The sequence below is a fragment of the Leptospira ainlahdjerensis genome, assembly GCF_016919175.1.
Lineage (GTDB): Bacteria > Spirochaetota > Leptospiria > Leptospirales > Leptospiraceae > Leptospira > Leptospira ainlahdjerensis.
The window spans coordinates 12,841-26,041 of sequence record NZ_JAFFPU010000038.1 but is presented as its reverse complement, the minus strand read 5'-3'; the positions used below and the strand labels follow the sequence as shown (position 1 = coordinate 26,041).

At 41.7% G+C, this 13,201-nt stretch carries 12 protein-coding genes and 1 pseudogene; 12 read left to right on the top strand and 1 reads right to left on the bottom strand.

The window, feature by feature from the left end:
* Positions 1 to 31 precede the first annotated feature (31 nt).
* The 12 genes and pseudogenes from JWG45_RS11025 to JWG45_RS10970 form a co-directional block, all read left to right on the top strand.
* Positions 32 to 1,402: pseudogene (locus JWG45_RS11025) on the top strand (M16 family metallopeptidase); the annotation flags it as partial.
* Complete coding sequence (locus JWG45_RS11020) at positions 1,403 to 2,230, top strand: MBL fold metallo-hydrolase (protein ID WP_205279801.1); 828 nt, start codon at positions 1,403 to 1,405, stop codon at positions 2,228 to 2,230. It abuts the pseudogene before it with no gap.
* Positions 2,227 to 2,910 (top strand): O-methyltransferase, encoded by a 684-nt coding sequence (locus JWG45_RS11015; RefSeq protein WP_205279800.1) that lies wholly within the window; start codon positions 2,227 to 2,229, stop codon positions 2,908 to 2,910. Before JWG45_RS11020 ends, JWG45_RS11015 begins: the two co-directional genes overlap by 4 nt.
* Before the next feature lie 80 nt (positions 2,911 to 2,990).
* Positions 2,991 to 3,758, top strand: a complete 768-nt coding sequence (locus JWG45_RS11010) for a hypothetical protein (RefSeq protein ID WP_205279799.1) — start codon at positions 2,991 to 2,993, stop codon at positions 3,756 to 3,758.
* Positions 3,758 to 5,167 carry an N-acetylmuramoyl-L-alanine amidase gene (locus tag JWG45_RS11005; RefSeq protein WP_408611626.1) on the top strand — a complete coding sequence of 470 codons (1,410 nt, stop codon included), beginning with the start codon at positions 3,758 to 3,760 and terminating at the stop codon, positions 5,165 to 5,167. Before JWG45_RS11010 ends, JWG45_RS11005 begins: the two co-directional genes overlap by 1 nt.
* Before the next feature lie 368 nt (positions 5,168 to 5,535).
* Positions 5,536 to 6,627, top strand: a complete 1,092-nt coding sequence (locus tag JWG45_RS11000; RefSeq protein ID WP_205279798.1) for a hypothetical protein — start codon at positions 5,536 to 5,538, stop codon at positions 6,625 to 6,627.
* A gap of 1,335 nt (positions 6,628 to 7,962) precedes the next feature.
* Positions 7,963 to 8,376: an iron chaperone gene (locus tag JWG45_RS10995; protein ID WP_205279829.1), complete on the top strand. Its 414-nt coding sequence runs from the start codon at positions 7,963 to 7,965 to the stop codon at positions 8,374 to 8,376.
* An 83-nt stretch (positions 8,377 to 8,459) separates the two neighbouring features.
* Positions 8,460 to 8,852, top strand: coding sequence for a hypothetical protein (locus JWG45_RS10990; protein WP_205279797.1), 393 nt, complete (start codon positions 8,460 to 8,462; stop codon positions 8,850 to 8,852).
* An 84-nt stretch (positions 8,853 to 8,936) separates the two neighbouring features.
* The gene (locus JWG45_RS10985; protein ID WP_205279828.1) at positions 8,937 to 9,470 is read left to right on the top strand and encodes a MepB family protein; all 534 of its coding nucleotides are present in this window, start codon (positions 8,937 to 8,939) and stop codon (positions 9,468 to 9,470) included.
* A 1-nt stretch (position 9,471) separates the two neighbouring features.
* A complete protein-coding gene (locus JWG45_RS10980) occupies positions 9,472 to 10,077 on the top strand; it encodes an SURF1 family cytochrome oxidase biogenesis protein (RefSeq protein ID WP_205279796.1) in 606 nt (201 codons plus the stop codon).
* Between the two features lie 106 nt (positions 10,078 to 10,183).
* A complete protein-coding gene (locus JWG45_RS10975; RefSeq protein WP_205279795.1) occupies positions 10,184 to 10,699 on the top strand; it encodes a hypothetical protein in 516 nt (171 codons plus the stop codon).
* Between the two features lie 314 nt (positions 10,700 to 11,013).
* Positions 11,014 to 11,442, top strand: coding sequence for a CHRD domain-containing protein (locus JWG45_RS10970; protein WP_205279794.1), 429 nt, complete (start codon positions 11,014 to 11,016; stop codon positions 11,440 to 11,442).
* A 921-nt stretch (positions 11,443 to 12,363) separates the two neighbouring features.
* Here JWG45_RS10970 and JWG45_RS10965 read toward each other — a convergent pair.
* Complete coding sequence (locus JWG45_RS10965) at positions 12,364 to 13,056, bottom strand: DUF1554 domain-containing protein (protein WP_205279793.1); 693 nt, start codon at positions 13,054 to 13,056, stop codon at positions 12,364 to 12,366.
* Positions 13,057 to 13,201: the final 145 nt, after the last annotated feature.

The following is a 13,201-nucleotide window of genomic DNA, read 5'->3' as shown; positions in this document are numbered from 1 at the left end:
GATCGTTTCGATCGTATTGATTTCACCGGTTTCTTCGGCTCCCGGTGACTTTGTGAAGAACGTAAAAATTCCACCGTTGAGTTTCGAGTTTCCGGAAGTGCAGACTTTTTCCTCCGGCAAGGGAACTGAAGTTTTATTTTTGCCCGGGGAAGAATTTCCGCTTAGGAATTTGGAGATTCATATTTATTCCGGAATTCTTTCCAATCCGGAGTTACGTCCCGAAATTCCGGAACTTTTTGTGGAAGCCTGGAAACACAGCGGAACCGCTTCCGCACCCGGAAGTAAATTTTTGGAAACCCTCGAAGGTTACGGCGCCAAACTCGATACCGACGCGAATTCCGATAAGATCGTTTTGACGGTTTCTTATCTTTCCAGATTTGAACAAAATATTCTTCCTCTTTTGAAAGAATTTATTTCCAATCCTTTGTTAAACGAAGAAGGATTTTCGGTCGCAAAACTCAAATTAGAGGAAGCGATCAAACGAAGAAACGACAAACTTCCGGACATCGCGTATCGTAAGGCAGCGGAACTCGTGTATAAAGGAACCGTTCTGGGCAAAAGTGCGGAATTGGATTCCCTTTCCAAAATTCAATCCTCCGATCTGAAAGATTATTTCGAAAATATAGTCTCCGCTTCGGAAAGGGTGGTTTTGTTAACGGGAGATTTGGAAAAAAAAGACGCCGAACCGCTCGCGGCTTTTTTGCTTCCCGATCGGGCTTTTGTTCGAGAGGACAAAAAACTTCTCGTAAGCACGCAAGGACTAAAAAAGAATCTGGATTCTCTTCCGTTTCAGATCTTGAGCGTCGATAAGGACGCGACTCAGAGTATCGTTCTTATGGCGGGAATTCTTCCGGCGCATAAGGATCCTGATTTTTATGCGATTCAACTTGCGAACTACATCATCGGAGGCGGCGGTTTTAGCTCATACTTTATGCAAAAAATCCGTTCGGACCGGGGTCTTGCGTATTCTTCCAGCAGCGCCGCTTATTTTGAAAAAGATTACGGAGTCGTCTACTTTACGACTCAGACAAAAACTTCCACGACCAAGGAAGTTTACGATCTAATGCGAGAAATATTAAGCGAAGAGACGATTTCCAAGATCACCGAACAGGAACTTGAAACGGCGAAACAATCGATTGTTAACAGATTTATTTTTCAGTTTGCGGATAAGATGGGGATTCTTCATAACACGCTTCGATTTAGAGAACACAATCTGTCTTCGGATTATCTTAAAAATTATCGCGATAAGATCCAAGCGGTCACTCTTTCCGATCTGAAAAGAGTCGGAAAAAAATATTTTGTCAGTTCCGGAGTAAAGACGATTCTCACCGGGCCGAAGGATATTACAAAGGGAATCAAGGAAGCGGTCCGGACGATTTCTCCGGAGGAAAGGATTCCCTAAGTGTATTGTAAGTTCCAGCACAAACAATATCAGTTCGAAGGAATTTCGGAAGGTGGAATACGCACTTCCATCTATCTTCCTTCTTTGAGTCTGATGTTTGATATCGGCGCGCAGAATCCGAATCGAATCCATCTGGATACGTTGCTTTTGACTCATTCTCATCTGGATCATTCGGCGGGACTTCCGTATTATATTTCTCAGAGATCTCTTCGGAAACTCAAACCGCCTAAGATTTTTGTTCCGCCCGCATTGGAAGAACCTATGAGAAAAATTTTGGATCTTTATTCTCAGATCGAAGACTTTCCGTACAATTACGATCTGCGGGCGGTGGCTCCGGGTGAAAAAGTGGATTTGGATTCCACTCATTTTTTCTCCCCTCACAAAACGTTTCATCGTGTTCCTTCCCAAGGTTATACGATCTACGAAAAAAGAAAAAAGCTCAAAAAAGAATTTCAATCCCTTCCACAACACGAGCTGAACAAAATTCTCAAAGAGAATAGGGAAGTTTCGGAACTGAGTTCCTTCCCCGTGATCAGTTTTTCCGGCGACACTAAGATAGAATACGTTTTGGAAAGTGAGGACGTCGCTAATTCGAGTATTCTATTTATTGAATGTACTTATATAGACCAAGAACGCAACGTGGCGCGTGCGAGAGAATGGGGACATATCCATCTCGACGAGATTCTCGAAAACCTTTCCTCTTTTAAAAACGAAAAAATCGTTCTTATTCATTTTTCAAAACGTTATCCGATTCCTTACATTCGTCAAGTCCTGGCGGATAAGATTCCGGACGATCAAAAACATAGATTTCATCTTTTTATTCCATGAGCAAAGGGAGTCCTCCGGGTAAATACGGGACCTCCGTGTTTCTGGAAGGTCTGGAAGAACGAATCGATTCCGAGCTGATTCCTCGTCCGGTCGCGATTCTTTATCAGATGGAAGAGGACGCGTTTGCGGAAGGAGTTCCGGTGTTGACTCCCGCTTCGGGTTCCGTTCTCAAATTTCTCGTAGAATCGGAACAACCCGAGGAAGTTTTGGAACTCGGAACGGGTTACGGGATTTCCCTTTTTTGGATGGCGAGCGGTTTAAAAAAAATCACGAAGGTCGTTTCTTTAGAAAGAGAAATTTATTATATAGCCAAGGTTCGTTCTTATCTTGAAAAACATCCCTTCGGCGATCTGGAGATTCATCTTCTCAAAACGCATTGTCTTCAATACCTCAAAGAAGCGAACGAAGAAGGTACGAAAGAGTGGAAAGGTAAGTTCGTATTCATAGATTGTGATAAGGTTCTTTATCCTGAAATTTTTAGAATTTTAAAGAAGCTAAAACCCGACGTCGCTGTGTTCGATAACGTGCTTTGGCACGGTAGAATTTTCGACCCGGATAGACAGGCTCCTTCCGATAAGGCCGTCAGGGAATTTTGGGAAGAAGTGAAGAATTCCGAACTTTCCTATACTCTCTTCCCGGTCGGAGACGGTTTGCTACAAGTTCGTTTTCGAGAGAGATAGGTTTCGAACAGCAAAACAAACTCTAAAAATACTAGTTGCGTTTTAAAACGCTGTGTTATACTTCCCCGTAGGAGATCCGCATGTCATTAAAAAGTTTCCAGATTTCATTCGTCCTATTCTTATTCGTTTCCCTTTCAGTCAGCGCCCAATCCGGCTCCGCTAAAGACGACGGAAAAGGGAGCGAGCTCGCGAGTGCGGCTAACGACCCGAAATATCAAGGCGACTATTTGGAAGAATTTCATTACGCGAGAACTTTGGATTCCGTAAAAGAAAGAGTGAAAAATGATATCCACGCCCTTTCCACGGTGACAAAAAATTTCGGATCGAGCGTCCAAGGTTCCAATGAAGAATTGAACTCCATCTGGAAACTATACAACGACGCTTTGCATTATTATTACAGAAGACAATACGTGGTCGCGGGAAGAAAAATGCGCGAGACGAGCGAGAGCGTCGACAAACTCTACAACAAGTTTTCGGATCAATACAACAAAAGGACGGACCAACTCCTCGGAGAATGCGCGGATACGATCGTAAGCGTGGAACAAACTCAAAACGGAATGACTCCATCCACTTCCGCAAGAAGCCGCGAAATTTCGGCCAATCATCACAAACTCCAGATCGCCTATTATCAGATGATCCAAGCCGATAGAATGCGGAAGGATTCCAGATATAAGGATTCTCTCATCCATTTCCGTTTAGCAAAAGAATACGGAATTTCGATTTTAAGTAAGTTGAAGGCTGAGGAAGAAAGTAAGAATATCCGCGAAAAATATAAAGTGGACCTGAGCGACAACAGAAATATGGTGTTCTCCGAAAGCTCAGACAATAAGGATCCGCAGAAAAAATAGTGAGGCGACTGAAAAACTTTTCCTTCTTTTTAAATTTTTTCTTTTTATCGATTCTTCTTCCGGGTGCGGTCGTCGAGGCCGGCCCCGGAAAAAAGGAAGAACTCGATTCTATCCAATCCCCAGTTAAAACTTTTAAAGTAGTGATCGATCCTGGACACGGGGGTGTCGATCTCAAGCCGAAAGAGGATCACGGTGACAAATACGATCCCATCTCGGATAAATATCTCGAACTCTACAAGTCCGGAGCTTCCTCCAGAGGAAGAAAAGAACGAGCAGTCGTATTAGAACTTGCTAAAGAACTCAAAGAGATTCTCGACCTTACGAGGACGGAAGACGGTTTTGAAACTTTCAAAACGTATATGAAGTCTTTTACTAACGAGGATCTTCCCTGGATTAAAATCGATTCCGTGATGACAAGGAACGGGAACGCCGAGGAAAGGGAATATTCCGCGAACGAGGATCCGAACGCTCCGTATCGTCTTTTCGATTATCCGGATAAAAAAACGAAAAAGATCAAACAGGGAAGAATTTCGTTTATCAATCGGGAAAAACCGAACTTGGTTGTTTCTCTTCATCTCAATCCGAGTTACAAGGAACATCCCGGCGGAATGGCTGCAGTGCTTTCTCCTTCTTATCGAACCTTCTATGTTCTCAAGGGAATTTCGGAAGGAAGATATGCGGAAGAAAAGTTTACCGATTCTCCCTGGAGTCACTGGATGATTTTTAAGGAAGGCTGGTCTCGTCTGGAGAATGCGGTCGCGGATGCCTGGATTTATTTTCACGGTTATTGGCCGAATAAAAAGGGAAATAAAACGGATCTCTCCGCGTTCGAAGGTTATCGCCAAAATATGGTTAGTTGGAGATACAAGGATCTCCCCGGCTGGGAAGAATTAGCCAAGGTGGGCGGGAAAGGACCGTATTCTAAAACTCATAAAAGTTTTTCAGCCGAGGGAAAATTTTGGGAAAGAGAAAAGGCCGAACCAGAACTCTGGAGAAGAGAAGACGGTAGAGAAGGATTTGGCGGAGACAACCACTACGCTTCGGCGGAACTTATGCGTTTTGTTCAATACGGACTTCGTAAGAGAAGTGAAGAAGGAGACGATTCTCCCGAACCCGGCCCGATCAACAAACCTTATCTTTCCACTTACGCGTTACCCACCTTTGTAAACGCCATCTCGGCTTATTTAGAAATCGGTTATATAGATAAGGAAAAAGATATGATCCTTATGACCAAACGCAGAAAGGATGTCGCGATTTCTCTCGCCGCCGGGATTTATTCCTTAGTTCACGGAATCAAGATCAAACATCAGGAATACCCTTACGTTCCGGTCGGTAAAAAGATCAACTGGGCGCGTTATGAGAAATGGAAGGAAGGAAATTATTTTCAAATCGTAGATAGTGAAGATTGATTTTCTCTTCCCTTTCTGAATCTTATATCTTTTTGAAATCCGATCTTTGTAAATTTCCACTTTTTTCCACGAAAAAATCATTTCAAAAAAGAAAAACGACCCTGGAAGATGATCCCGATTCTTCTTTCTCTTCCCTGAAAGTCCGATTTCATGTCCTCCCGATCACCTTTCGTTCCCTTTGAGATTTTCCGAATCCGATCTTGGAAAAAAATACTTTTCCGTCGGTATAACAAAGAGAAGGTGAGGAATCGATTTAGGTAAGGTTCAGTCTTTTAGAGAAAGAAGTTTTAGAAATCGTTTTTCTCTCAATAAATCTTTACCGATTTTCTCAGATAAACCTTCATAAATGTTTTTGGAGTGGTAGGAAGATGATTCTAACCAATATTAAAAAGATAACAATCGTTTCTCTAATCGTACTCGGCATATTCGTATTATCTTGCGAAGATGAGGATTCTAAAAAAGCGCTGACTTCGGAAAGTGTAGTTCCTCTCCTCACTTCGGGTCAGGGCGGAACCGTTCCTTCTGCGGTAACTCCGAATCCGGGAGAATCAACGGGAAGCGAACCCGTTCTACTTTCCGTTACTCCAAGTCCGGGAAGTGTGAAAGTTTTTAGTTTAACGGATTTGGGATATCTCCCCTTGGGGCAAACTTGTACAGACTATGATCTTCCTTCGGGTGATCTTCAAGAAGGTGAGGAGGTTAAGGTCAGACAGATCCAACCGACTACTTCGGGTCATATCGTAGTAGAAGCGTTATTCGACCGTCCAGTTACTTCTAAGTCCTATCGTCTGGATATGAGGATCGGATCCTCAGCCGGCTCCGGAACTTTTACGGAACCGACCAGACCGAACTCAAATACGATCCGCTTTAGCCTGCCGTTTCAACACGAGTTTCCGGGAATTTCAAGATTGTCTACGGACTTCGTAGATTCGAACGCGGATAACGAGCTCAGTTTCCATCTTGCCGAAAGGCCTGCCAATAGTCCTTTCGGCATGGGAAATCTCGTTCATAAATGGAAGAGTACGGAAAAGTTCGAGGCTCCTTACGATTCCTTTAACGCGAAAGTTTCCTTTGTCTGCGAATCCGCGGAAGCGTCCGATTGTTACGCGAAAGTAAAATATCGTTTGCCTTCGTTTGAGAACATGGCGCTTCTTACGGACATCAAAGATTTCAGTCTGACCGTGCTGTTGACTCATCCTTCGAATGGACAGACGATCGGGCGAGGACATTTGGACATGGCGGATTGTTACTTCCTTGCGAAACAAAATTCATCCCATGTATGGTATTATGAAGCTAAGGTTAAATTGAACCAAACCCAAGCCTTGTTTACACCTCAAGATTTGGTTTCCGGTAATTACAAAGTGGAAATTCGGAACGACATTCAGTTCGGGCTTCTTATCAACGGAGCTCCCTACATTGGGAATGTTCGTTATAAAAATTCCGATATTCTCCGCGAATAATTTTCTTTTCCACCGTTTCTTCTCTCGCGAAAATGGAACCCGGTTCTCCCTTGAGATGCCGGGTTCCGTTTTCATCGGATCTCAATTCTCTACAGATAAACGTTTCAACGGTCATGCAGTTTGTGAACGACCTGTTCTCCCTGGGTCGCTTCCGTGTTCGCTGAAAAGGGGAGTCCAGCTTTCCGAACTTTCCAAATTCTTTTAGCAAAGTCTGCAAAAATCATTTTTATCAATAACGGGCTTTTGGCTTGGATTTGAGAATCGAAGCAGGTCGGGAATTTTCTCCTTCAAAACTTCCTCCGAGCGAAACCGAATAGAACAATGCTTGGTGGTGACTTGGATTCTGGAACGACGAGTTCCTGTGTTTGAATCACGTCTTGCAACGAGAATCGATCCGCAAACTTACAATAATTCATGATTTTTTTACATAGATCGATTGAGTGGAAACGTCTTGTCGGTCTTTGGACACCAATCCTAAAGAAGATATACTTGATCTTCGATTGTATTAGTAAGGCAAGCAAGTAGAAAACAAAAACTTCTCCCTAAATCCTGAAAGGGTGAATACTTTTCAGAATTCCTTTGTAAATTCGAAAGATTCTAACTTTGACCAAACGTCTTTTGAATTGTGAAGTTCCGTTAGCTTTTTGTGTCCTATTTTGAAACCATGTATTTTGATCCGGATCCATTCTATATTCCCCCCGCAACTCTTTGTAAAACTTCGCTAGCGAAAGGTGTGAATCAATTCTCTTTAAAGCGAGAGTTTGCTTCGGTTTTCAGGTCGTAATTTTGTTCTTTAAATTTCCCTAAAGTTTAAGGATTGTATTTGACTTTTATTTTTCCGATAAAAAACTTTCTCATCTTCCGCTATGAAACATTTCCATCGTCAGAAATTTTAAAAATTGGGCCGGATATTCACTCTCTAAAAAATGAATACGAGTGTAATGAAAACTCCATTCTGAAATTGATCTTTCATTCCAGGAGCTCAAAACTCTGCTGAAAATCTCATTTTCACAAAGAGAAGAATTTTGGAAAAATGAAAAAAATTGAAAAAAGCTTGAAATCGGCTCGGATGTCCGCTTGTGATAAGAGCGCGGGAAAATCCCAAACGAACGGAAGTATGTCCTTCATTCTAAATTTAAGAACAATCCGAAAAGGTGCAAAACGGTAAAATTGATGAAACTGGAAATCCTTTTAGAAAAACTTTCCAATCCTGCAAAACGAGCGCTCCAATCGCTGAAGCTAAAAAAGATCGAAGACTTCTCAAAGTTTACAAAAAAAGAAATTTCCATCCTTCACGGAGTTGGGCCGAATACGATTGCGCTTATCGAAAAGGAAATGAAACCTTTGAAGGTGAATTTCAAAAAAACTGAAATTCGCTCCCGTTCGTTATCGGGTGTGAAGTACAAAACGATCGACGAATACATCGGTTCCTTCCCGAAAGAAACCCGAGAAATATTAAGCGAAATGAGAAACATCGTTCGCAAGGCGGCTCCTCAGGCAAAGGAAAAGATCGGTTATAATATGCCGGCCTTTGAATATAACGGTATTTTGGTGTATTTTGCGGCTTACAAAAAACATCTAGGATTTTATCCTACTTCGATCGCGACGAAAATATTTGCAGATGATTTGGCTCCTTATAAATATTCGAAAGGTGCGATTCAGTTTCCTTTGGATCGGAAATTGCCGAAAACTCTCATTTCAAAAATCGTAAAGTTGAGAGTCGAAGAAAACAAAAAGAAATTGAAATGAAAGAATTCTTGTCGATAAGGATCCTTTGACCCAAATGGATAGAATCTAAAAGAATTAGAATTTATCGAAAAGGATCGATATTGATGATTATTCAAAATCCGGAACTGAAAAAAAATATAGGAAGAGTCCTCATTGTGATTTTTTCGGTCATCTTAGTTTTTCATTTTTTTGTTTTGATTCGGATCATTCCTTATACGATTGTCTGGGGCGGTCGTCTTCAAAACACGCAGCAGATGTACGGATTCGAAATCGTCTCCATCTTGTTGAATTCATTCTTTCTTTTTGTGATCCTTATGGAACGGGGATATATTCGTAGGTATCTTTCGGTTGCGCTTCTTAAGGTCATTCTTTGGATCATGATTTTTCTTTTCTCGTTGAACACGTTTGGAAACTTGAATTCCCTCAATCAACTCGAAAGTATTCTTTTTACTCCGATTACGTTCCTGCTTGCACTGTTTTGTTTTCTACTCGTTTGATATGGCGGGAAAAATTTACTTTCTATGGATCCAAACAAAAAACAGCCTATGACAAAGAAAAAAAATATTTCTCTTTCTCGAAGGATGGAAGACGGACAAGCATTAGAAAAATATATTTTTCCAAATGCGTTCGAAGAATTTCGTCGGAAAGTTTTGGATCCTCTCGAACTGGAGGCCGCTCGTTTTTTTATCGAAAAAGAAAGTTTAGAATACGCCGCTTGTTTTTTTGAACTCAAAAATCAGAAGATCGTATTCCGCAGCGCCAAGATTACCCCGACCAAGGCAGGGCAATTCGTCACTCTTTGGAAACGCAAAAAAGGCGGTCCGATCGAACCGTACCATATTCAAGACGACGTCGATTATTATATCGTTCTTGCAAATCTTCCAAACCGTTCCGGACAATTTATCTTTCCAAAGGAAGCTTTATACGAGCATGGAATTCTCTCGGGCAAAAAGGAGGGCAAGAGGGGTTTTAGAATTTATCCGCCTTGGGACTTGTCGCTTAACAAACAGGCGCAAAAAACTCAAATCTGGCAGTCGAATTATTTTATGGAGAACGTCGCGGACCTCGAAATCGATCGAAAGAATTTTCTCAACCTCTTAGGTCTTGGAGAATAAAATGAATTTTCATCGAAGTTTCCTATTCTTTTGGATCGTTATAAATTTCTTTTTTCTTTCCTGCGATCGTGCGGTTTACGATCCTCAAAAGATCGTCCTTAGGACCGAAATTCTTTCGGAGACAAAAATCCTTACTCAGAAAAATCTTTCCTTCGCCGGAAAACGAGGTGGACTCGTTTCTCTTTCCGGGTTTTTTCACAAATTGGAAATACTGGAGGAGGCGACAAAAGACGGTGAAAGCGGTTATCTGATTTTGAAACCTTTTTCATTTTTGAGAGAATCGAATCCCTCTTTGGGTTGGCCTTCCTGGTATGCGTTCGATGCGGTGTTGGTCAACGTAGGTTGGATTCCTCAGAATGGAATGAATCATAGATACAAACATCTCAATTATGAAGAACCTTTGTTCAGGAATCCGGTTTCGATTTTTGGAAGGATACGGAATACCTCGAGTCCGAACATCTACAAAAAAACGGGCGTCGTAATTCTGAAACCGAAAAGAGAAATCGAACTCTGGAACGAAATCGATGATAAAAAGATCGCATCGAATTTACCTCCTTATGCTTTAAACGTTCTTCCGATTTGTTTGGATTTAATCGAAGGTGATTGAAGTTTTTGGAAGATTGGAATCGGATTCTATCGATACTTCTTCCGTTTTCAAGAATCGTCTTGGAACCGGATACCAATTCCATCAACCGATCTGAAAATGAAAAGTGATGTCTAAACAAAAACTATTGGAATTTATAGCCGACTTGACCTGCCCGATGGATCCCTTTGTTTTTGCGGGTTTCGGGTCGAATTACCAAGAAGAGTATTTATCCGAAGAGAACAACGTTTTTGAACTTGAGGATCGTTACATCGAACAATTTTTGTGTTCTTTCAATCTCAACGAAACCATTTCCCACTTGTTTTCCATTTTAATCACGAAACCCGTCGACTTTTATGAAAACTTGGCCACGAGACGATCCGATTTCTGGGACCATTCGGTGAATCTAATGATTGCAAAGGCGGCTAAGAAGAATCCGGAAGCCGTCTCCTCGCTTTTATTGTCGTCCATTCGGGAAAATCCTCACCTTCAAAAAAGATTCATCGAGTTGCTCGGTTTTTTAGACATAGAGATTTCCCATCCGATTCTTCTCGAAATGAAATCCGATTGGAAAAACTTGGACGTTGAAGAAATGGAAATCCTGGATTGCATCCATTTCGAATTTCAAAATCTTTCAGCTCCTTAAGACATTTCGTTTATCAATCCCTTAAGGTTGATCTTAGAATATCGATCGTATGTCCTTTTTGTTTTCGATTTTTAAATCGGGAATAGAATGATAATCCTCGTGATCTGCTTATAATTTGCGTTCGTGCTTTCTCCGATTTTTGGCGAAGGTTGCAGATTTATTATATAATATTTTCTTAAATCAAAGATGTAAGGTGGAGTTTTTATTTTTAAAAAATAAATCCGCAAATTCTTCGAACACTCTTGTTGCTTGGTGCAGGAAAAGTCTTGAAGAGAACTTCATCGAGTCTTTGAAAAAATTTGAAAGGATTATCAATGAAACTGAAAACTATCTTATTGGCGCTTAGTATTCTTTTTTTTCCGGTTTTGGTTTATGGAAAAGGACCGGTTAAATACTTAGCGTCTTTGAAAGACTCGACCCAACAAAACGTGAACGCCAGAGGAAGTGTGGATGCGATTTTGGACGAAGAAACCGGCAAGCTGAAAGTATCGGGATCTTACGAATATTTCGGAACGAATGCAACCGGTATTCTTGTTCAAACGGAAGGAGTAGAAGATCCGATTTGTTCCTTCAAACCTCCATACAATGCGACCAACAGTCCGTGGAAGGATTGGGGTTCGTGCGATTTGAACTTGGATCAGAAGAAGGCGTTGAACGCAGGTAAGCTTTATATTCTTATCAAGACGATCGGTCGCGAGGATGGACAAGTTCGCGGGGCGATTCTTCCGGAAACAAAGAAATAATTACCATTTAAGAATTTCCATTTACTGATCGATTGAGTTCGAGTTTGTCTTAGGCAACTCCCGAAGCCTAAGACAAATCCCTTTTTTCCTTGATTTGCCAAGTTCGAGTCTCTGAAATCGAAACGAATACCAGTTACAAAGCGCCTGACGAATTTTTATAATATACTTTTGCGATGGGCTCGTGATCTTAGGGATCGGATTTTATTTTAATTTAACGGCTCAATACATAGGATTTCCCTCCCTAGCGGAAGTGCGATCGAATTGGAGAGGGCAGAGAAATTTTTGTTTTATCAGTACAGCCTGATTTGTTTTTGTGCAAGGTCCAATTCTTCTAGTTTTTTCTTACAAAATAAACGAATCCTGATGGAGAAAATTTTCTAAAAATAGGAATTCTATTTTTGGTCCGAGTTTTTTCCGCGGTTGTTTATGGAATTGAACTGAAATACAAATCCTCCCTGCGTGGAGCATATCCTTGCCCAGAAGTTGTCTTGATCTCAAGAAGGATCTGTCGGAACTACGACAACTCTTCCGTGAAAGATGGGCGGCCCCGCCCTGATTTTGGGTGGTGGGGAGCGGTGGCGGGAAAATCTCGGGTGACTTTCCTCTATCACAAAATCAAACTTTTCGCAAGAAAAAATTTTCATGTAGGAACTCCTACAAAACCCTGTTCTCGGGACGATTCTTGTTTTTATTTCTTCTTAACTTGCGGATAAGGTTCTGGCGCGGAGGAGAAGGCGGCTAACGTAAAAGTGAGTCTGATTTTCCGAAAAATCGGATTTGAAATCTGTGAAGAATTTTTCTCGGACGCATTTCTAAAACGGTTTTGCATCGTCGGAAACTCCATTCTCACTTCCGGATCTATTTTTTTATTTTTAAAAAGGGATTTGTTCGAAGCCTAAGACAAATCCCTTTTTTCGAAATCTACTGTTCTATACAGAGGACTCTCGCTGTCGTATTGCAGTTGATCGTTCCGATATGGATCGACTGAACATCTCTTTCATTCGGTAGGCCCGTTTCTCCCTGGTTCCCTGCATCGGCTGAAAACCAATCTCCGCAGGAATTGGTCGCACTCCAGTCCGGATTCAAGGCAGTCCAGATTCGGGTTCCAACGGTTGTCGTAAAGGAATTCTGCAAAGAATTTGCCGGGTTGAAGTCAAAGAGACGTCGGCCGTTGGTTCGAAAAACGACAGTGGTTCCGTCGATTCTTCTGTAATCCGTATCCGCTTTTAGGATCCAGTTCACTTGTCCGTTTCCTTGGCCGTTGAAGTTCGCGTCCGCGTTTAAAGACGCGATCCTTGTGTTTTCTCCGCCTCCGTTTTGCGAAATCATCAAAGCCTTGAAACTTCCGGTAGTTCCCAGTCCGGTCGGAGTTTGAGTTCCGCAAAACGCATCCGCGCCGCTGATTCCTCCGAAATTTCCGTTATGAGCGTCGGCGGTGACGAAAATGTATCGGAATGCACGGTTGTTGGACGAAGAGGCCGACGCCGATTCGGAATTTTGCCGGAACAACAGTAAGTTCAGAATATCGGAATCGTTTGAACTACTTTCACCCGAACAAAATACATTCAAAAAAATGAATGTAGTAGTTGTTAATTTTTTGAGTATCGTTTTCATACTCTCAAGACCGAGACGGGGAAATTCTTTTGCATTTCTAAAAAAAATCAAACGCTCAATTTATAACCGAGGTCTTGAGTTATGAATCATAATTTCTCGTTCGATGAGAATGTCCTGAGACCGCCCCGAAATGAAAATTGTATGT